This window comes from Pseudomonas thermotolerans DSM 14292 (genome assembly GCF_000364625.1).
GTDB classification, from domain to species: Bacteria; Pseudomonadota; Gammaproteobacteria; order Pseudomonadales; family Pseudomonadaceae; genus Aquipseudomonas; species Aquipseudomonas thermotolerans.
Genome location: NZ_KB822608.1, coordinates 110,775 through 130,478, shown reverse-complemented (window position 1 = coordinate 130,478; position 19,704 = coordinate 110,775). Strand labels below are relative to the sequence as shown.

The window sequence follows — 19,704 nt, the reverse complement described above, 5'->3', positions numbered from 1 at the left end:
CCAGGGTCACCCTCGGGGTTCAGGCCATGCCCTTGAGGGCGCGCCGGATCAATTCTTCACTGCTCAAGCCTTCCTCCTGCACGGCGCTCACCGCACGGCTCGCCTCTTGGGGCTTGAAGCCCAGGGCCACCAAGGCGCTCACCGCGTCATTCTCCGCGCTTGAGACTGCCGGCAGGCCACGGGGTTCAATCACCAGCGGGGCGATGACCGGCATGCTTTCCCAGGCCTTGAAACGGTCCTTGAGCTCCACCAGCAGGCGCTCGGCGGTCTTCTTGCCGACCCCCGGCACCTTGACCAGGGCCGAGGTGTCCTGGGCCTGCACGCAGCGCACCAGCTCGTCCACCTCGAGGCCGGACATCAGCGCCAGGGCCAGCTTGGGGCCGACCCCGTTGAGACGGATCAGCTCGCGGAACAGCTCGCGCTCGCGCTTCTCGGCGAAACCGTAGAGCAGCTGGGCATCCTCGCGCACTACCAGATGGGTATGCAGGGTCACCGCCTCACCCACACCGGGCAGACGATAAAGGGTGGTCATCGGCACTTCCAGCTCGTAGCCGACGCCATTCACATCCAGAAGCAAATACGGCGGCTGCTTCTCCGCCAGGGTGCCACGCAGGCGTCCGATCACGGGGCTTCTTCCTTAATTCGTTCAGAGGCGCAGGCGACCGCCGCGCCTTCTCGCGGCGGACAGCCCGTGGGGAATGAGACTGGCGCGGGTGTGCGCATGACAGAGGGCGATGGCCAGAGCGTCGGAGGCGTCGATCTGCGGCTTCTCCAGCAGGCCGAGCAGGCGCATGACCATCATCTGCACCTGCTGCTTGTCGGCGCCGCCGCTGCCCACCACCGCCTGCTTGACCTGGCTGGCGGTGTATTCGGCGATCTCCAGCCCGGCCTCGGCGGCGGCAACCATGGCCACCCCGCGGGCCTGGCCGAGCTTGAGAGCCGAGTCGGCATTGCGGGCCATGAACACCTGCTCGATCCCGGCGGTCACCGGGCCGTAGGTGTCGATCACCTCGCGGATGCCGCGGTACACCGCCTGCAGGCGCTCGGGCAATGTACCGCTGCCGGTGCGAATGCAGCCCGAGGCGACGTACTCGCAGGCGCCGCGCGCACCGGCGCGCACCACACCGTAGCCGGTGATCCGCGAGCCGGGGTCGATGCCAAGGATCAGGGTCATGTCGCCAACTGTCTATTTATCCAGTCCACGAGTATACGGGGGCCGTCCGGCGCCGTCACTCGCCCGGGCGAGCGGCTGCCCACAAAAAAGCCGGAAGCGCCTGGCAGGCAGCTTCCGGCTTGGCGACCGGCGCGCGGATCAGTCCAACTGGTCCATGATCTCGTCGGGGATCTCGGCGTTGTGGTAGACGTTCTGCACGTCGTCCAGGTCCTCCAGGGCATCGATCAGCTTCATCACCTTCTGGGCGGTCTCCAAGTCGGCGACCGGTGCGGTGATCGAGGGGATCATGGCGATCTGCGCTTCCTCGGCCTTGAAGCCAGCGGCGGACAGCGCCTCGTTCACCGCGTGGAAGTCGCTGAAGCTGGTGTAGACCACTACGGAGCCGTCTTCCTCACTGACCACGTCGTCGGCGCCGGCTTCCAGGGCGGCCTCCATCAGGGCGTCCTCGTCCACGCCGGGAGCGAAGGCGAGCTGCCCCTTGCGGTCGAACATGTAGGCCACCGAACCGTCGGTACCCAGGTTGCCGCCGCACTTGCTGAAGGCATGGCGCACTTCGGCGGCGGTGCGGTTACGGTTGTCGGTCATCGCCTCGATGATGAGCGCCACACCGCTGGGAGCATAACCCTCGTAGGTCAGCTCCACCATGTTGTCGGCTTCGTTGGTGCCGGCACCGCGGGCGATGGCCCGTTCGATGGTGTCGCGGGACATGTTGGCGGTCAGCGCCTTGTCCACCGCGAGGCGCAGGCGCGGGTTGTCTGCCGGGTTGGCGCCGCTCTTCGCGGCTACGGTCAGCTCACGGATGATCTTGGTGAAGATCTTGCCGCGCTTGGCGTCCTGACGGCCCTTGCGGTGCTTGATGTTGGCCCATTTGGAATGACCAGCCATAACTCACTCCATGCTTTCTCGGTCCGGCAGCACATCGGGCGTGCCGCCCCTTGGGTTGTAGTTGCTTATTCCACCTTCGGCTGCTCGCGCAGACGGATGTTCAGCTCGCGCAGGGCCTTGGCATCCACCTCGCCGGGCGCCTGAGTCATCACGCAGGCCGCACTCTGGGTTTTCGGGAAGGCGATCACTTCACGAATCGAGGCGGCACCGGTCATCAGCATGACCAGACGGTCCAGGCCGAAGGCCAGGCCACCGTGCGGCGGGGCACCGTACTTGAGGGCGTCGAGCAGGAAACCGAACTTCTCCTGCTGCTCCGCCTCGTCGATGCCCAGCACGCGGAACACCGCCTGCTGCATGGCCTTGTCGTGGATACGGATGGAACCGCCGCCCAGCTCGGTGCCGTTGAGCACCATGTCGTAGGCGCGCGACAGGGCCGCGGCCGGGTTGGCCTCCAGCTCTTCCGGGGTGCACTTCGGCGAGGTGAAGGGGTGGTGCAGCGCACTCAGGCTGCCGTCGTCGTTTTCCTCGAACATCGGGAAGTCCACCACCCACAGCGGAGCCCACTCCTTGGTGAGCAGCTTGAGGTCGTGGCCGAGGCGGATGCGCAGCGCGCCCAGGGCGTCGCTGACGATCTTCGCCTTGTCCGCGCCGAAGAACACGATGTCGCCGTCCACCGCGCCGACGCGGTCGAGGATCACGTTGAGGTTGGCCTCGGGGATGAACTTGACGATCGGCGACTGCAGGCCCTCGACGCCCTTGGCGCGCTCGTTGACCTTGATGTAGGCCAGGCCCTTGGCGCCGAACACGCCGACGTACTTGGTGTACTCGTCGATCTGGCTGCGCGGCATGGAGGCGGCGCCCGGCACGCGCAGGGCGGCGACGCGGCCCTTGGGATCGTTGGCCGGGCCACTGAACACCTTGAACTCCACGTCCTTCAGCTGGTCAGCGACGTCCACCAGCTCCAGCGGGATGCGCAGGTCCGGCTTGTCCGAGCCGTAGCGGCGCATGGCCTCCTCGTAGGGCATGTGCGGGAATTCGTCGAACTCGACGTCCAGCACTTCCTTGAACAGCTGACGGATCATGCGCTCGGTGATGCCCATGATGTCGCTTTCGTCGAGGAAGCTGGTCTCGATGTCGATCTGGGTGAATTCCGGCTGACGGTCGGCGCGCAGATCCTCGTCGCGGAAGCACTTGGCGATCTGGTAGTAGCGATCGAAGCCGGCCACCATCAGCAGCTGCTTGAACAACTGCGGGGACTGCGGCAGAGCGAAGAAGTGGCCAGGATGGGTGCGGCTCGGCACCAAGTAGTCGCGGGCGCCTTCCGGGGTGGCGCGGGTCAGGATAGGCGTTTCCACGTCGAGGAAGCCGTTCTCGTCCAGGTAGCGACGGATGCTGCTGGTGATCCGCGAACGCAGCTTCAACTTGGCCGCCATTTCCGGACGGCGCAGGTCGATGAAGCGGTAGCGCAGGCGGGTTTCCTCGCCGACGTCGGAGTATTCGTCCAGCGGGAACGGCGGGGTCTCGGCCTGGTTGAGCACCTCGATCGCGTAGCCCAGCACCTCGATGGCGCCACTCGCCATGTTCGGGTTGCGGGCGCCTTCCGGCCGCATACGCACACGGCCGTGGATCTTCACCACGTACTCGCTGCGCACGCGGTCGGCGATGGCGAAGGCATCGGCGCGATCCGGGTCGAACACCACCTGGGCCAGTCCTTCCCGGTCACGGATGTCGAGGAAGATCACCCCGCCGTGGTCACGGCGGCGGTGGACCCAGCCGCAAAGGGTGACTTCCTGGCCATCCAGGCTCTCGTTCAACTGGCCGCAATAGTGGCTGCGCATCATGATGGGAATTCTTCTCTAGAGATGGAATGTCGGTGAATCGGGGGAAGCCGCTCAGTCGGCGGCAGCACAGGCTCCTGAACCGCAACCGCCGCCCGCACAGGCGGGCGCGCTGTCACCGGAGGCGAGGTTCTTCTTGGCGCCGGTCTTGAAGTCGGTCTCGTACCAGCCGCCACCCTTGAGACGGAATCCGGGCAGCGAGAGCATTTTCGTCAATTCGGGAGCCTGGCAGGCGGGACAATCGACCAGCGGCGCATCGCTGAACTTCTGAATGGCTTCCAGCTGATGGCCACAGGACGCACATTGATACTCATAGATGGGCATCGTCTGTCACTCCGGTCATCGTTCTAGCACGCCGCCTCCCCGGAGGGGCGCGGCAAAGGGTGGGATTATATATGGTTCGTCGGTTACGTGCAGCCCGCGCCCCGGCCCTGCGCCGGCACGATAGCGGGCGATCATCGCGCCCATTGACGCAAGCCAGGCATTTCGCACCACGCCGTGATAGGCTGTGTCCATCCGGAAGGGAGGAGCCCTCCCCCCTGCATACCGACCGAGGAGAAAGCTGATGGAAATCAATATCGGAATTGCCGAACAGGACCGTGCGGCCATCGCCGAAGGTCTGTCCCGCCTGCTGGCGGACACCTACACCCTGTACCTGAAGACCCACAACTTCCACTGGAACGTCACCGGGCCGATGTTCAACACCCTGCACCTGATGTTCGAGCAGCAGTACAACGAGCTGGCCCTGGCGGTGGACGCCATCGCCGAGCGTATCCGTGCCCTGGGCTTCCCGGCGCCGGGCACCTACGCCGCCTACGCCCGCCTGTCCTCAATCAAGGAGGAGGAAGGCGTGCCGCCGGCCACCGAGATGATCAAGCAGCTGGTCGAGGGCCAGGAAGCCGTGGCGCGCACCGCCCGCGCCCTGTTCCCGCTGGTCGACAAGGTCAGCGACGAGCCCACCGCCGACCTGCTGACCCAGCGCCTGCAGGTCCACGAGAAGACCGCGTGGATGCTGCGCAGCCTGCTGGCCGCCTGATCCCGCCTGAACAGGCCCCGCGCAACCGGGGCCTGTCATCTTCACCTCCCCGCTTCAGCCCTCCAGCCACGCCACGTAGACCGCCTCGGCGCCAAGCACCTCCCGCCCTTCGCAGTACAGCCGCAGCGGCAGCGTCAGCCGTGCCCGACCGCGCGCCCGCAGGCGCTCGAGGAAGGCCGGCCAATCCGCCGGCAGCTCTGCCTCGGCGACGAATTCGGCCGCCGCCGGCGCCCGATAGTCGCACTGGTAGTGCTGGATCACCAGTCCGAAGGCGAGCCCTTCGGCACGCAGCGCATCGAACAGCAGCGTCCAGCCGGCGGCGATGGCCAGGGTCGCCAGGCTGCCGCCGAACACCGTGCCGTGTGGGTTGCGGTTCGGCTCGTGGGGGGCGGCCAGGCGCAGGCGGCCGGGCTCCGTGGGCAGCACGCGCAGGGCCATGGCGCGGGTCAGCGGGATGTTGTCGTGCAGGTAGCGGGTCAGCGCCTCGGCGCGGTCGAGGGAACTGTCGGTCATGATGGACGGGCCTGTGGGGAAACCGGCCTATGGTAGGCAGCCGGGCTCCGCAGGTCGACCTCGGGACGCCGCCGCGCCCGGGAATGGCGGCGTCCTCGCAAGGATCAGATCCGGAACTGGCCGACCAGCTGCTGCAGGCGGCCGCCCAGGGCATCCAGCTCACGGGCGGTCTGCGCGCCCTCGGTGGCATCGTTGGCGACGGCCTCCACCGCCACGGCGATCTGGTGCACGCTACGGTTGATCTCCTCGGCCACCGCGGTCTGCTCCTCGGCGGCGCTGGCGATCTGCGCGTTCATCGAATTGATGGTGCCGATCAGCCGGGTGATGCTGTCCAGCGAGTCGCCGGTACGGTTGGCGTGCTCGGTGGTGTCCTCGCCCATCTCGCGGGCCCGCTGCATGGCCTCCACCGCCTCGCGGGTGGCGTTCTGCAGACGGTCGATCATCGCCTGGATCTCGCCAGTGCTCTGCTGCGTGCGGCTGGCCAGCGCGCGCACCTCGTCGGCGACCACCGCGAAGCCGCGCCCGGCCTCACCGGCGCGGGCTGCCTCGATGGCTGCGTTCAGGGCCAGCAGGTTGGTCTGGTCGGCGATGGCGCGGATCACCTCGAGCACGCTGACGATGCCCTGGACGTCCTGGCGCAGGCCGTCCAGCGACTCGCCGCTGTTGCGCACCTCGCCCACCAGCTGGTGGATGCGTTCGATGCTGCGCTCCACCACGCGCCGGGCATTCTGGCTCTCCTGATCGGTTTCCTGGGCGGCCTCGGCGGCACGTTGGGCGCTGGCGGCCACCTCCTGGGCGGCGGCGGACATCTCGTTGATCGCCGTGGCCACCTGGTCGGTCTCCTGGCGCTGCCCTTCCATGGCCTGCTCCGAGCGCTGCGCCTGGCTGCTCACCGCGCCGACCAGACCGGACAACTGCGCGGTGGTGTCGGCCACCTGCCGGACCAGCACGTGGATCTTCTCCACGAAGCGGTTGAAGGATGCCGCCAGGTCGCCCAGCTCGTCGCGGCTGGTCAGCGGCAGGCGATGGGTCAGATCACCGTCGCCGGCGGCCATGTCGTCGAGGCTGGCCTTCAGCTGCAGCAGCGGGCGCAGCATGGAATTGCTCAGCACCCCGGCCAGCACGCCGACCACGATCAGCAGCACCACGGCGGTGCCGAGCATCACGCCGAGCAGGCGGTCGATGTGGCGCTGGAACTCGGCGCGGCTTGCCTGCAGCTCGCGCTCCACGTCGTCCAGGTTGATCGAGGTGCCGAACACCATGTCCCACTTCGGCAGGTAGTGGGAGTAGCCGACCTTGGGCACGATCTCGCTGCCCGCGCCGACCACGAAGCTGTAATCCACGTAGTGGCTGCCGTCCTTGCCGGCGGCCACCAGCTGGCGGATCGCGTAGCGGCCCTCAGGGTCGCGGAAGTCGGCGAAGCTCTGGCCGATCTTGTCGCCGGTATCGCCCTGGAACAGGCGCACCACGTTGCCGTCGTAGCCCCAGAAGTAGCCGCCGGCGCCATACTTGAGCCGCTTCAGGATGTCCACGGCCTCGGCCCGCGCGCTCAGGTCGCCGGGGGCGGAACGCTCGTAGAGCGGCCCGATGACCCCTAGGGCCAGCTCCACGATGTTCTGGATCTCCTCGCGGCGGTCGGCCATCAGATCGGAACGGGTATGGGCTTCCTGCTCGTCGGCCAGCTTCTGCAGCAGCACGACGAAGATCGAACAGATCAGCAGGGTCAGCAGGCAAATCGGCACCAAGGCGAGCAGCAGCAGCTTGGCGCGCAGACGAAGGGCGCGAAACATTTCGGCAGTTCCTCGAAAAGAAAAAGGGGGATGGGCCTTGTCGTTGGCCTTGTCTGCTCTGTAGATCGACCGCCTCACCGGCGAGCTTGAGGCCCGCGTCACAAAAAACTGGTCGGACCAGCCATGCCTGACCCCGAAACGACAGAACCCCGCCGAAGCGGGGTTCTGTCGCCGGGCAGTTGAGCCTTACTTCTTGCCGAGCCTGCGCAGTTCCTCGTCGCGCAGCTCGCGACGGAGGATCTTGCCGACGTTGGTGGTCGGCAGCGAGTCGCGGAACTCCACGTACTTGGGTCGCTTGTAGCCGGTGACGTTGTCGTGCATGTGCTGCAGCACCTGTTCCTTGGTCAGGCTGGCGCCCGGCTTGACCACCACGAAGACCTTGATGGCCTCGCCGGACTTTTCGTCCGGCACGCCGATTGCCGCACACTGCAGCACGCCCGGCAGGGTGGCCAGCACGTCTTCCAGCTCGTTCGGATAGACGTTGAAGCCGGACACCAGGATCATGTCCTTCTTGCGGTCGACGATGCGCAGATAGCCGTCGTCCTGGATCACCGCGATGTCGCCAGTCTTCAGCCAGCCGTCGGCATCGAGCACCTCAGCGGTGGCCTCCGGACGCTGCCAGTAGCCCTTCATCACTTGCGGGCCCTTGACGCACAGCTCGCCGATCGAGCCCTGCGGCAGGTCGTTGCCCTCCTCGTCGACCACCTTGCAGAGGGTCGAGGGCACCGGGATGCCGATGGTGCCGACCTGGATGTTCTGGAAGGGGTTCACCGACACCACCGGGCTGGTCTCTGTCATCCCGTAGCCTTCGCAGATGCCGCAGCCGGTGACCTCGCGCCAGCGCTCGGCGGTGGCCAGCTGCAGCGCCATGCCGCCGGAGAAGGTGGCTTTCAGCGAGGAGAAGTCCAGCTTGCGGAAGTCCTCGTTGTTGCACAGGGCAACGAACAGGGTGTTGAGGCCGACGAAGCCGGTGAAGCGCCACTTGGCCAGCTCCTTGACCATCGCCGGCAGGTCGCGCGGGTTGGTGATCAGGATGTTGTGGCCGCCGATCAGCATCATCGCCATGCAATGAAAGGTGAAGGCGTAGATGTGGTACAGCGGCAGCGGGGTGATGAGCACCTCGCAGCCTTCGTTGAAGTTGGTGCCCATCAGCGCCTTGCATTGCAGCATGTTGGCCACCAGGTTGCGGTGGGTGAGCATGGCGCCCTTAGCCACCCCGGTGGTGCCGCCGGTGTACTGCAGCACGGCGACATCGCCGGACTGCGGGCTGGCTTCCACGACACGCTGGCCGCGGCCCTTGGCCAGGGCCTCGGTGAACTTCACCGCCTGCGGCAGGTGGTAAGACGGCACCATCTTCTTCACGTGCTTGACCACGGCGTTGACCAGCAGGCGCTTGAAGGTCGGCAGCAGGTCGCCCACCTCGGTGACCACCACGTGCTTGATGCCGGTCTTCGGCAGCACCTGTTCGGCCAGGTGGGCCATGTTGGCCAGGCAGACCAGCGCCTTGGCGCCGGAGTCGTTGAACTGGTGCTCCATTTCCCGCGCGGTGTACAGCGGGTTGGTGTTGACCACGATCAGTCCGGCACGCAGGGCGCCGAACACCACAACCGGGTACTGCAACACGTTGGGCATCTGCACGGCGATGCGGTCGCCGGGCTTGAGGTCGGTGTACTTCTGCAGGTAGGCGGCGAATTGGCCGGACAGCTCGTACAGCTCGCCGTAGGTGATGGTTTTCCCCAGGTTGCTGAAGGCGGGCTTGTCGGCGAAACGTTCGCAGGACAGTTTCAGGACGGCCTGGACGTTCGCGAACTGGTCGGGGTCGATCTCGGCAGGGACCCCAGCAGGGTATTTGTCCTTCCAGAAGTTCTCGGTCATGGAAGCCCACTCCTAAGCAACATCTATTCTCGCCGCGAGGCGGCTGGTTATTGTCTTTTTCGGTCATTCCGGCCCTTTCAGGCGGAAAAAGCGCGCCGAGAGTAGCAGCTTTGCGAAGGTGGGAACAGCACCAGAATTGTCTATCACGGTCATAAAGGAAACCAAATTCCGGCCTTCCGGTCATTTTTAAGTCAAATCGGCAGGATTGTCGGACAAGAAATGCCGCGAACCCGTCAAGCACGCGGTATTGCGCCGCGCCGGCCCCCTCTCCAGAGAGAGGGGGTGGATGACGCAGCCGGGGGCTCCTCAGGCGGTCTCGCGCAGTTCGCGACGCAGGATCTTGCCCACCGGGGACATCGGCAGGGCGTCGCGCAGGACGATGTACTTGGGCACCTTGTAGCCGGTGAGCTGCTCACGGCAGTAGGCCTTCAGCTCCTCGACGGACAGCCCCGGCTCGCGCGGCACCACGAACAGCTTGACCGCCTCGCCGCTCTTCTCGTCGGGCACGCCGATGGCCGCGCAGCTGGCCACCTTGGGATGGGCCATGACCACCTCCTCGATCTCGTTGGGGTACACGTTGAAGCCGGAGACGATGATCATGTCCTTCTTGCGGTCGACGATGCGCAGGTAGCCGTCCGGGTCGATCACCGCGATGTCGCCGGTCTTCAGCCAGCCCTCGGCGTCCAGCACCTCGGCGGTGGCCTCCGGGCGCTGCCAGTAGCCCTTCATCACCTGCGGCCCCTTCACGCACAGTTCTCCGGGCTCGCCCAGGGGCAGTTCGTTGCCCTGTTCGTCGATCACCTTGAGCGCGGTGCCCGGCACCGGCAGGCCCACGGTACCCAAGCGCGCCAGCCGGCCCCGCGGGTTGGTGCTGACCACCGGGGAGGTTTCGGTGAGGCCGTAGCCCTCGGTAATGGCGCAGCCGGTGATCTGCTGCCACTGCTCGGCAGTGGCGCGCACCAGCGCGGTGCCGCCTGAGTTGGTCAGCTTGAGGGCGGAGAAGTCCAGCTTGCGGAAGTCCGGGTGGTTCATCAGCGCCACGAACAGGGTGTTGAGGCCGCAGATCCCGGTGAAGCGCCACTTCGCCAGCTCCTTGACGAAGCCCGGGATGTCCCGCGGGTTGGTGATCAGCACGTTGTGGTTGCCGTTGATCATCATGCACATGCAGTGCACGGTGAAGGCATAGATGTGGTACAGCGGCAGCGGCGCGATCAGCACCTCGTGGCCCGCCTGCATCAGCGGTCGTCCGTCGTCGCCGAGCTGCCCCAGACAGGCATCCACCTGAAGCATGTTGGCCACCAGGTTGCGGTGGGTGAGCATGGCGCCCTTGGCCACTCCGGTGGTGCCGCCGGTGTACTGCAGCACGGCGATGTCGTCGAGGCTGACCTTGACCGGCTTGAGGGCATGGCCCTGTCCCTGGGCCAGGGCACTCTTGAAAGGCACCGCCTGGGGCAGGTGGAAGGCCGGCACCAGCTTCTTCAGGTACTTGACCGCGGCGTTGAGCAGCGGCCCCTTGAGCCCCGGCTGCAGGTCGCCCATGCGCGCCTCGATCAGGTACTCGATCTCGGTGTCCGGCAACACCTCCTGAACCAGGTGACCGAACATGTTCAGATAGACCAGCGCGCGCGCGCCGGCATCGCTGAACTGGTGGCGCATCTCCCGGGCGGTGTACAGCGGGTTGGTATTGACCACGATGAGCCCGGCACGCAGGGCACCGAACACGGCGATGGGATACTGCAGGACGTTGGGCAGCTGCACCGCGATGCGATCGCCGGGCTTGAGGTCGGTATGCTTCTGCAGGTAGGCGGCGAAGGCGGCGGACAGCCGGTCCAGCTCGGCATAGCTGAGGGTCACCCCCAAGTTACTGAAGGCCGGACGGTCGGCAAACTTCTTGCACGACCGCTCGAACACCTCGATGACCGACTTGTAGGCCCCCAGGTCGATCTCGTTGGCGACGCCCGCCGGGCGCTTGTCGTTCCAGAATTCAGGCTGCATTTGTTGTTATCTCCATTCCCTGAAAGCATTTCTGGCCCGCGCATGCGGGATTCATCGGAAGTTATCAGCAATACCCGGAAGCGCAAATCGCCACCCCACCCGATCGATGCCGTGAATCGCCCGGTCCGTGCCGCGCTCATCCGCCGCCTGCTTCGTCGCATCCCATGGGCATGCCCCGCCACGCAGGCGAACTGGGAAAGGAGTTCTGAGGGAGTGAACAATGCCGGCCAGTCCGCTATATAGACCCCTTGCCCTTTCGACCATCCGGCCCAAGGAATCGCCATGCAGCACCAAGCCTTCTGGCTCACCGCCAGCGACGCCACGCCCCTGTTCGTCAACCGCTGGTACGGCGCGCAGCCGCCGCGCGCGGTGCTGATACTCGCCCACGGCATGGCCGAGCATGCCGCCCGCTATGCACGCTTCGCCGCGACCCTGGTGGATGCCGGCTACGCCCTCTACGCCCACGACCAGCGCGGCCATGGCCGGACCGCCGAGCACGGCGTGCTCGGCCACTACGCCGACCGCGACGGCTGGCAGCGGGTGGTCGACGACCTCGCCGAGCTCAACCAGCATATCCGCCAGCAGCACCCGGACACCCCGCTGGTGCTGATCGGCCACAGCATGGGCAGCTACATCAGCCAGGCCTACCTGATCCAGCACAGCGCCGAGGTACAGGCGGCGATCCTCTCCGGCTCCAACTACCAGCCGGTCAGCCTCTACCGTGCGGCAGCACTGATCGCCCGCTTCGAGCGCTGGCGCCAGGGCCCGACCGGGCGCAGCGCGCTGATCGAGTTCCTCTCCTTCGGCTCCTTCAACAAGGCGTTCAAGCCCAACCGCACCGCCTTCGACTGGCTGAGCCGCGATCCGGCCGAGGTGGACAGCTACATCGCCGATCCCCTGTGCGGCTTCCGCTGCACCAACCAGCTGTGGCTCGACCTGCTCGAGGGGCTGCAGCAGATCACCCCGGTCGCCAACCTGGCGAAGATCGCCCCAACCCTACCGCTGCTGGTGATCGGCGGCGCCCGCGACCCGGTCAGCCAGGGCCACCGCCTTGAGGACCTGGCCGCCGCACTGCGCCAGGCGGGGCTCCAGCGGGTCGAGCTGAAGCTCTACGCCGACGCCCGCCACGAGTTGTTCAACGAGACCAACCGCGACCAGGTGACAGCCGACCTGCTCGCCTGGCTGGAGCGCAACGTGCCCCGGCAGGCGGGCTCCGGCAGCCAAACTGTCTGACGATGTGGTAAAAGACCCCTCTCGTTTTCCCGGCTCGAGGCGGCCGTCCCCGGACGCTGCCGGAGCCCTTCCCTCCCATCCCGTAGAAGGTCCGCGCCCATGCCGCAGCTCACCAACACTCCCTACGACGAACTCGAAGTCGGTCAAACCGCCAGCTACAGCAAGACCGTCGAGGAGCGCGACATCCTGCTGTTCGCCGCGCTGTCCGGCGACCACAACCCGGTGCACCTGGACGCCGAGTACGCCGCCGGCACCATGTTCAAGGAGCGCATCGCCCACGGCATGTTCAGCGGCGCGCTGATCAGCGCCGCGGTGGCCTGCACTCTGCCAGGCCCGGGCACCATCTACATCGGCCAGACCATGAGCTTCACCCGTCCTGTGAAGTTCGGCGACACCCTGACCGTGCGCCTGGAAATTCTCGAGAAGCTGCCGAAGTTCCGGGTGAAGATCGCCACCCGGGTGTTCAACCAGAACGACGACCTGGTGGTCGACGGCGTCGCCGAGATCCTCGCTCCGCGCAGCAAGCAGACGGTCACCACCCCGGAACTGCCGCCGGTCACCATCGGCTGAGCACGGAAAAAACGGGGGACCCTGCACAGGTCTCCCGTTTTCGGATATAAAAGAAAGCCGTTAAAAAAAAGAGGGCGACCGAAGTCGCCCGAATTGCCTTGCGTGCCTAGTGTTGGAGGCTCAACCACGTTTGCGCTTGTGGGAGTCACTCCAAATGAAGTATCCGACGCCGCCACAGAAGGCGATCATCAGGAGAACCGTGCCAATTCCAGCAATTACCGCCGTATCCATGAACATCTCGTGTACCTCGCTGCGTCCCACCGTTCGATGGGATCAAGGTACTCGCGATGGGTTGGCGCAAAATTGATCTGGATCAATGGCCCGATTGACTCCTTTCCTGGCGCCGGTCGAAGCCTCCGAAAAAACCCGCCACACTGCCCCAAAACCGCGGCCTAGAACGGTTTACCGGCAAACTGCGACCGGACGTCGCACGAACGGAACGAATCCTCCAGCAAAGTCCCCGGGACGCTCGCCCGAGGCCTTGCGCTGCCAGCAGGAACCGGGGAATGGAAAAGCGCTCAGCGCTTCTTCTTCGGCTTGCCCTTGGCGGCCTTTTTCCGTCCCTTGGGCATGGGCAGGGCGCGCTCGAAGGCCTGGCGCATCTCGTTGAGGCGCTTCTCGTGCAGGTCATGGATGCGCTTGCCGCGCTCGGCGCTGAAGTCGATCAGCTTGTCATCGGAACTCATGCGGGCGACCGGATCAGGCGGAAGGTCAGGTTCAGGCGCGACGCGCAGGCTTGGCGCGTCTTCGCCACTTGGTGCTGCCAATGATGCTGCGTCGCGCCGGCCATGACCAGCAGCGAACCGTGCTCCAGCAGCAGGGAATGCTCTATGCGCGTGGCACCCTTGCGGCGCAGGTCGAAGCGCCGGGTGCCGCCCAGGCTCAGCGACGCCACCAGCGGCCGCAAGCCCAGCTCGGGCTCGTCGTCACTGTGCCAGCCCATGGAATCCTGGCCGCCGCGGTAGTAGTTGAGCAGCACGCCGTTGAACGGCTGGCCACACTCGGCCTCTACACGCCGGCGGATCCCGGCGAGCAGCGGCGTCCAGGGTCGCGGCTCGTGGCACAGCCCGGAATAGCGGTAGCGGGCGCCGGGATCGCCGTACCAGGCGACCAGCCGCGGCACCGCATAAGCACGGCCGTGGAGCACCACCTGCGGCTGCTCCCAGGGCGTTTCCGCCAGCAGTTGCGCCAGCCAGCGATCGGCCTCCTCCGCCGTCACCCAGCCGGGTAGCAGGCGCAGCTCGGCGTCGGGCAAGTCCAGCGGACACTCGGCGAACAGGCTCATCGCTCAGACCTCTACATCCACCCACAGTCCCTGACGCGGCAGCTCCTCCAAGAGGTCGCGGTCCGCCTCGGCCACCTCGCCGGCGGCCAACTGCTCGGCCGTATAGACCTGGCGCCGGCGCTGACGGTCGCGCTGGCGCTCGACTTCCTCCTGGGGATCGCGCTGACGCAGGCCCACCCCGGCGCTGCCGGAGTCCGCCTGAGGCGGGGTCACCGGCTGCACCTCGGGACGCGGTTTGGGCACGTCCTGCTGGCTGGTGACCGGCACCAGGCTCTGGGGAATAGGGGGCAGCATGGCTGGGCAGGCCCTCCGGGGTGGCATCCTTTGGTCAGACTGTCGGCAGGGCGCTCGTCGACTTGAGGATGCGCTCGCTACACTGATCGGACAAGACTCGCCGGCCCGGCTGCGCTGGCTTTGGCCTGGGCCTGGTGATCCGTTACCATACGCGGCTTTTCATCGGGGAGACAGGCATGGCGCAGTACGTACCGGGGCAACGCTGGATCAGCGACAGCGAAGCTGAGTTGGGCTTGGGCACCGTCCTCACCCAGGATGGGCGCATGCTCACCATGCTCTATCCGGCCACCGGGGAAACGCGCCTCTACGCCCTGCGCAACGCACCGCTGACCCGCGTGCGCTTCGCCCCGGGCGACGAAGTGACCCACTTCGAGGGCTGGAAGCTGATCGTCCGCGAGGTGGAGGACAACGACGGCCTGCTCACCTACCACGGCCTCGACGAGCAGAACCGTCCGGCCAGCCTGCCGGAAACCGAGCTGTCCAACTTCATCCAGTTCCGCCTGGCCAGCGACCGTCTGTTCGCCGGGCAGATCGACCCGCTGCCCTGGTTCACCCTGCGCTACCGCACCCTGGAGCACACCAGCCGGCTGCTGCAGTCGCCGCTGTGGGGCCTATGCGGCGCCCGCGCCCAGCCGATCCCCCACCAGCTGCACATCGCCCGCGAAGTGGCCGACCGGGTCGCCCCGCGGGTGCTGCTGGCCGACGAGGTGGGCCTCGGCAAGACCATCGAGGCCGGCCTGGTGATCCATCGGCGGCTGCTCAGCGGGCGCTCCAGCCGGGTGCTGATCCTGGTGCCAGAGAACCTCCAGCACCAGTGGCTGGTGGAGATGCGCCGGCGCTTCAACCTGCAGGTGACGCTGTTCGACGCCGAGCGCTTCGCCGAAAGCGATGCCAGCAACCCCTTCGAGGACAGCCAGCTGGCGCTGGTCGCCCTGGAGTGGCTGATCGGCGACGAGCGCGCCCAGGAGGCCCTGTTCGCCGCCGGCTGGGACCTGCTGGTGGTCGACGAGGCGCACCACCTGGTCTGGCACCCCGAGCAGGCCAGCCCCGAATACCGGCTGGTCGAGCAACTGGCCGCAGCGATCCCCGGCGTACTGCTGCTCACCGCCACTCCCGAGCAGCTCGGCCAGGAAAGCCACTTCGCCCGCCTACGCCTGCTTGATCCGCACCGTTTCCATGACCTGGAAGCCTTCCGCGCGGAAAGCGCCAACTACAAGCCGGTGGCCGAAGCGGTGCAAGAGCTGCTCGACCACGGCCGGCTCTCCACCGAGGCCCATGCCACCATCGCCAAGTTCCTCGGCGCCGAGGGCGAAGCACTGCTCGCCGCGGTCAGCGACGGCGACACCCAGGCCAGTGCGCGCCTGATCCGCGAACTAATCGACCGCCACGGCACCGGCCGCCTGCTGTTCCGCAACACCCGCGCCGCGGTGCGCGGTTTCCCGGAACGCCAGGTGCACCCCTACCCGCTGCCCATTCCCACGGAATACCTTGATCTGGAGCCCAGCGAGCGCGCCGAGCTGTACCCCGAAGCGCAGTACCAGGCCCAGGCCGAGGATGCCGAGGAAAACCGCTGGTGGCGCTTCGACCCGCGCGTCGACTGGCTGATCGACACCCTGAAGATGCTCAAGAAGTTCAAGGTGCTGGTGATCTGCGCCCACGCCGAGACCGCCATGGACCTGGAAGACGCCCTGCGGGTGCGCTCCGGCATCCCGGCCACGGTGTTCCACGAGGGCATGAGCATCCTCGAGCGCGACCGCGCCGCCGCCTACTTCGCTGACGAGGAGTTCGGTGCCCAGGTGCTGATCTGCTCGGAAATCGGCTCGGAAGGCCGCAACTTCCAGTTCGCCCACCATCTGGTGCTGTTCGACCTGCCGACCCACCCGGACCTGCTCGAACAGCGCATCGGCCGTCTCGACCGCATCGGCCAGAAGCACACCATCCAGCTGCACGTACCCTATCTGGAAGGCAGCCCGCAGGAGCGCCTGTTCCACTGGTACCACCTGGCGCTGAACGCCTTCCAGACCACCTGCCCGACCGGCAACGCCCTGCAGCAGCAGTTCGGCCCGCGCCTGCTGCCGCTGCTAGCCGGCGGCGACGACAAGGCCTGGGAAACTCTGCTGGCCGAGGCCCGCGCCGAGCGCGAACGTCTGGAAGGCGAGCTGCACGATGGCCGCGACCGCCTGCTGGAGCTCAATTCCAGCGGCGCCGGCGAGGGCGAGGAACTGGCCGCGGCCATCGCCGAGCAGGACGACCAGTTCGCCCTGCCGATCTACATGGAGGCGCTGTTCGACGCCTTCGGCATCGACAGCGAGGATCACTCGGAGAACGCCCTGATCCTGCGCCCCAGCGAGAAGATGCTGGACGCCAGCTTCCCGCTCGGCGACGACGAGGCGGTGACCATCACCTACGACCGCGAGCAGGCGCTGTCCCGCGAGGACATGCAGTTCATCACCTGGGAGCATCCCATGGTGCAGGGCGGCATGGACCTGGTGCTGTCCGGCTCCATGGGCAACACCGCAGTAGCGCTGATCAACAACAAGGCGCTCAAGCCCGGCACCCTGCTCCTCGAGGTGCTGTTCGTCAGCGAGGTCATCGCCCCCCGCCAGCTGCAGCTGGAACGCCACCTGCCTCCGGCTGCACTGCGCTGCCTGCTGGACGTCAACGGCAACGACCTGGCCAATAAGGTGTCCTTCGACAAGCTCAACGACCAGCTCGAGGCGGTGCCGCGCGCCAGCGCCAACAAGTTCGTGCAGGCCCAGCGCGACCAGCTAGCCAGGCTGATCGACGTCGCCGAGAGCAAGGCCGCGCCGCGCCATGCCGAACGGGTCGCGGAGGCCAAACGCCGCCTGGCCGCCGACCTAGACGAGGAACTGGCACGCCTGTCCGCCCTGCAGGCGGTCAATCCCAGCGTGCGCGACAGCGAGCTGGAAGCCCTGCGTCAGCAGCGCGAACAAGGCCTGGAAATGCTCGACAAGGCCGCCCTGCGCCTGGAAGCCATCCGCGTCATGGTGGCCGGTTAAGTATCCTCGGTGCTCCGCCCTCTCCCCGAGCGGAGAGGGCTAAGGCGAGGGAGAAACAGCCTCTGCCCTGCCTAAATCCGAGCGGTGTTCTGGCCAGGCCTAGTCCCCCCGTCCCCATCAATACCCCCTGCTCGCGCCGGCACAGTTCGAGCAGGAAGTCCCAGACCAGACGCAGGCGTACCGAACGACGCAGCTCTCGGCGGCTGCACATCCAGTACTCCCGGTCGCTGAAAAGTTCCGGCAGGACCGCTACCAGCCGGGAGGCGTAGCGGCCCATGCACTGAGGGCGGATAGCCAGTCCTGTGCCAGCCGGACGGCGCAGCCTGAGAGTTCTCGTAAGGCGCCAGCGCTCCCAGGCGTCCACGCCGCAAGGCAATCCGAGCCGCTACAGACCGGGGCGACACCGAAGCCACCACCCTCTCCCTGCCGGCAGTGGACCCGAACAGGGAGTGGCGTGCAGCCCCCGGAAGGGGTCAAGCCTGACGCCACTCCGCCAGCCAGCCGAGACCGGCCTGGGCGCCCTGCGCGTCCGGCTTGTACTCGGCGGCCAGCCAGCCCTGGTAGCCGGCTTTGCGCAACGCCTGCAGCGCGCTGGAGAAGTCCAGGCAGCCGCTGCCCGGGGCGCCACGCCCGGGGCAGTCGGCGAACTGCACGTGGCCGATGCGCCCGGCGAGCCTTGCGATGCTCGCCGGCAGGTCCAGGCCTTGGCGGGCCATGTGGTAGAAGTCCAGTTGGGCGGCCAGGTTGGGGTGATCGACCGTCTCCAGCAGCTCGACCAGGTGCTCGGGGGTGTTGATCAGGAAGCCGGGCATGTCCAGGGGGTTGATCGCCTCCACCAGCACACGGATACCGAGCACCTGGAACTCCTCGGCGGCCAGGCGCAGGTTGTCGGCCAGGGTGGCGAGCGCCTGCCCACGCGCCACACCCTCGGCCAGGCGCCCCGGCAGCACGTTGACACAGGCCGGACGGACCATGGCCGCGTAGGTCAGCGCCTCGCGCAGCGCCGCGGCGAATTCCTCGCGGCGTGCCGGTACCCCCGCCAGGCCCGGACCGCCGTCCATCAGATCGCCGGCCGGCACGTTGATCAGCACCAGCGGCATCCCCGCCGCCTCCAGTGCCTCCTTCAGGCGCAGCGCCGGCACCTCGTAGGGAAACTGGATCTCCACGCCGTCGAAGCCGGCCGCGGCCGCGGCCACCACCCGCTCGACCAGCGGCCGCTCGGTGAACAGCAGGGACAGGTTGGCGGCGATCCTCATTGCGCATTCTCCCGGTAGAGCTCCACCAGGGTCGCCGGGTCGCGCTCCAGGTTGCCCTTGCTGCCATGCAGGCGCATCAGTTGGGCGGCCAGACCGCTCATCGGCGTCGCCCTGCCCTGCTCGCGGGCCAGCTTGACCGCGGTGTCGAGATCCTTGAGCAGGGTGCGCACGTGCCACTTGATCGGCTCGAAGCGGCTCTCGGCCATCTGCGGGGCGAGAATCTGCAGCGGCTTGGAGTCGGCGAAACCGCCGGCCAGCGCCTCGGCGATCAGCGTGGCATCCACCCCGGCCTGCTCGGCCAGGGCCACCACCTCGGCGATCACCAGAGCATTGCAGGCGACGATCATCTGGTTGCACACCTTGGTAACCTGGCCGGCGCCCACTGCGCCCATATGGGTCACGCGCTGGCCCAGATGCGCCAGGATCGGGCGCACGCGCGCCAGGTCCTCGGCGCGGCCACCGGCCATGATCGCCAAGGTCCCGGCCTCAGCGCCCGGAGTGCCGCCGGACACCGGGGTATCCAGCCAGCGCATCCCGGTGCGCCCCTCCAACTCGGCGGCCATCTCACGGGTGGCGGCCGGCTCCAGGCTGGAGAAGTCCACCAGCAGCTGGCCGGCGCGGGCGGCTTCGACCACGCCATTGGCGCCAAACACCACCTCGCGCACCACCGCGGTGTCGGCCAGGCAGAGCATCACCACGTCGGCGGCCTGGCACAACTCGGCGGGCGTCGCCACCTGGCGGGCCCCGGCGGCCACCAGGGGCGCACATTTCTCGGGGGTGCGGTTCCATACGGTCAAGGGATAGCCGGCGGCGAGCAGGCGGCGGCACATCGGCAGGCCCATCAGGCCGATACCGGCGAAAGCGAGGGACGGAAGGCTAGTACTCACGGGATACTCCAGGGAAAGACCGGTCCCCGGTAACGCGGCCGGGCCGCGCGCCG

At 67.1% G+C, this 19,704-nt stretch carries 19 protein-coding genes and 1 pseudogene; 4 read left to right on the top strand and 16 right to left on the bottom strand.

Annotation, left to right across the window (positions count from 1 at the left end; all coding sequences use genetic code 11):
• Window positions 1-19: 19 nt before the first annotated feature.
• The 5 genes from ruvA to H165_RS0109635 all read right to left on the bottom strand — a co-directional run bounded on the left by ruvA (window position 20) and on the right by H165_RS0109635 (window position 4,221).
• Window positions 20-625 (bottom strand): Holliday junction branch migration protein RuvA, encoded by a 606-nt coding sequence (gene ruvA, locus H165_RS0109655; protein WP_017938731.1) that lies wholly within the window; start codon window positions 623-625, stop codon window positions 20-22.
• Window positions 626-646: 21 nt separating this feature from the next.
• Window positions 647-1,174: a crossover junction endodeoxyribonuclease RuvC gene (ruvC, locus tag H165_RS0109650; protein WP_017938730.1), complete on the bottom strand. Its 528-nt coding sequence runs from the start codon at window positions 1,172-1,174 to the stop codon at window positions 647-649.
• Between the two features lie 138 nt (window positions 1,175-1,312).
• Window positions 1,313-2,059 carry a YebC/PmpR family DNA-binding transcriptional regulator gene (locus H165_RS0109645; RefSeq protein WP_017938729.1) on the bottom strand — a complete coding sequence of 249 codons (747 nt, stop codon included), beginning with the start codon at window positions 2,057-2,059 and terminating at the stop codon, window positions 1,313-1,315.
• Between the two features lie 65 nt (window positions 2,060-2,124).
• The gene (gene aspS / locus H165_RS0109640; protein WP_017938728.1) at window positions 2,125-3,900 is read right to left on the bottom strand and encodes an aspartate--tRNA ligase; all 1,776 of its coding nucleotides are present in this window, start codon (window positions 3,898-3,900) and stop codon (window positions 2,125-2,127) included.
• Between the two features lie 51 nt (window positions 3,901-3,951).
• Complete coding sequence (locus H165_RS0109635; RefSeq protein ID WP_017938727.1) at window positions 3,952-4,221, bottom strand: FmdB family zinc ribbon protein; 270 nt, start codon at window positions 4,219-4,221, stop codon at window positions 3,952-3,954.
• Between the two features lie 241 nt (window positions 4,222-4,462).
• On the opposite strand from H165_RS0109635, the gene H165_RS0109630 reads away from it, so the two are divergent.
• Window positions 4,463-4,933, top strand: coding sequence for a Dps family protein (locus H165_RS0109630; protein ID WP_017938726.1), 471 nt, complete (start codon window positions 4,463-4,465; stop codon window positions 4,931-4,933).
• 54 nt (window positions 4,934-4,987) lie between these two features.
• On the opposite strand, the gene H165_RS0109625 is transcribed toward H165_RS0109630, so the two are convergent.
• The 4 genes from H165_RS0109625 to fadD2 form a co-directional block, all read right to left on the bottom strand.
• Window positions 4,988-5,446, bottom strand: coding sequence for a YiiD C-terminal domain-containing protein (locus tag H165_RS0109625; protein WP_017938725.1), 459 nt, complete (start codon window positions 5,444-5,446; stop codon window positions 4,988-4,990).
• Between the two features lie 104 nt (window positions 5,447-5,550).
• Entirely contained in the window at window positions 5,551-7,236 is a 1,686-nt protein-coding gene (locus H165_RS20330; protein WP_017938724.1) for a methyl-accepting chemotaxis protein, read from the bottom strand.
• Between the two features lie 186 nt (window positions 7,237-7,422).
• Window positions 7,423-9,111 (bottom strand): long-chain-fatty-acid--CoA ligase FadD1, encoded by a 1,689-nt coding sequence (gene fadD1, locus H165_RS0109615; protein ID WP_017938723.1) that lies wholly within the window; start codon window positions 9,109-9,111, stop codon window positions 7,423-7,425.
• Window positions 9,112-9,417: 306 nt separating this feature from the next.
• Window positions 9,418-11,106, bottom strand: coding sequence for a long-chain-fatty-acid--CoA ligase FadD2 (gene fadD2 / locus H165_RS0109610; RefSeq protein ID WP_017938722.1), 1,689 nt, complete (start codon window positions 11,104-11,106; stop codon window positions 9,418-9,420).
• A 282-nt stretch (window positions 11,107-11,388) separates the two neighbouring features.
• Here fadD2 and H165_RS0109605 point away from each other — a divergent pair, with 282 nt between their 5' ends.
• Window positions 11,389-12,339, top strand: coding sequence for an alpha/beta hydrolase (locus tag H165_RS0109605; protein ID WP_017938721.1), 951 nt, complete (start codon window positions 11,389-11,391; stop codon window positions 12,337-12,339).
• 99 nt (window positions 12,340-12,438) lie between these two features.
• Window positions 12,439-12,909: a MaoC family dehydratase gene (locus tag H165_RS0109600; RefSeq protein ID WP_017938720.1), complete on the top strand. Its 471-nt coding sequence runs from the start codon at window positions 12,439-12,441 to the stop codon at window positions 12,907-12,909.
• Between the two features lie 120 nt (window positions 12,910-13,029).
• On the opposite strand, the gene ccoM is transcribed toward H165_RS0109600, so the two are convergent.
• The 4 genes from ccoM to H165_RS0109585 form a co-directional block, all read right to left on the bottom strand.
• Window positions 13,030-13,146: a cytochrome c oxidase subunit CcoM gene (ccoM, locus tag H165_RS20100; RefSeq protein WP_277051764.1), complete on the bottom strand. Its 117-nt coding sequence runs from the start codon at window positions 13,144-13,146 to the stop codon at window positions 13,030-13,032.
• Between the two features lie 281 nt (window positions 13,147-13,427).
• Window positions 13,428-13,595, bottom strand: coding sequence for a hypothetical protein (locus H165_RS19775; RefSeq protein ID WP_017938719.1), 168 nt, complete (start codon window positions 13,593-13,595; stop codon window positions 13,428-13,430).
• Window positions 13,592-14,194 carry an alpha-ketoglutarate-dependent dioxygenase AlkB family protein gene (locus tag H165_RS0109590; RefSeq protein ID WP_017938718.1) on the bottom strand — a complete coding sequence of 201 codons (603 nt, stop codon included), beginning with the start codon at window positions 14,192-14,194 and terminating at the stop codon, window positions 13,592-13,594. The genes H165_RS19775 and H165_RS0109590 overlap by 4 nt, the downstream gene beginning before the upstream one ends.
• Before the next feature lie 3 nt (window positions 14,195-14,197).
• Window positions 14,198-14,488 carry a hypothetical protein gene (locus H165_RS0109585; protein ID WP_017938717.1) on the bottom strand — a complete coding sequence of 97 codons (291 nt, stop codon included), beginning with the start codon at window positions 14,486-14,488 and terminating at the stop codon, window positions 14,198-14,200.
• A gap of 176 nt (window positions 14,489-14,664) precedes the next feature.
• On the opposite strand from H165_RS0109585, the gene rapA reads away from it, so the two are divergent.
• Window positions 14,665-17,508 carry an RNA polymerase-associated protein RapA gene (gene rapA / locus H165_RS0109580; protein ID WP_017938716.1) on the top strand — a complete coding sequence of 948 codons (2,844 nt, stop codon included), beginning with the start codon at window positions 14,665-14,667 and terminating at the stop codon, window positions 17,506-17,508.
• A 112-nt stretch (window positions 17,509-17,620) separates the two neighbouring features.
• Here rapA and H165_RS19975 read toward each other — a convergent pair.
• The 3 genes and pseudogenes from H165_RS19975 to H165_RS0109570 form a co-directional block, all read right to left on the bottom strand.
• A pseudogene (locus tag H165_RS19975) lies at window positions 17,621-17,818 on the bottom strand (LysR family transcriptional regulator); the annotation flags it as partial.
• 163 nt (window positions 17,819-17,981) lie between these two features.
• Window positions 17,982-18,764 carry a hydroxypyruvate isomerase family protein gene (locus tag H165_RS0109575; protein WP_017938715.1) on the bottom strand — a complete coding sequence of 261 codons (783 nt, stop codon included), beginning with the start codon at window positions 18,762-18,764 and terminating at the stop codon, window positions 17,982-17,984.
• A complete protein-coding gene (locus tag H165_RS0109570; protein ID WP_017938714.1) occupies window positions 18,761-19,651 on the bottom strand; it encodes an NAD(P)-dependent oxidoreductase in 891 nt (296 codons plus the stop codon). Before H165_RS0109570 ends, H165_RS0109575 begins: the two co-directional genes overlap by 4 nt.
• Window positions 19,652-19,704 lie beyond the last annotated feature (53 nt).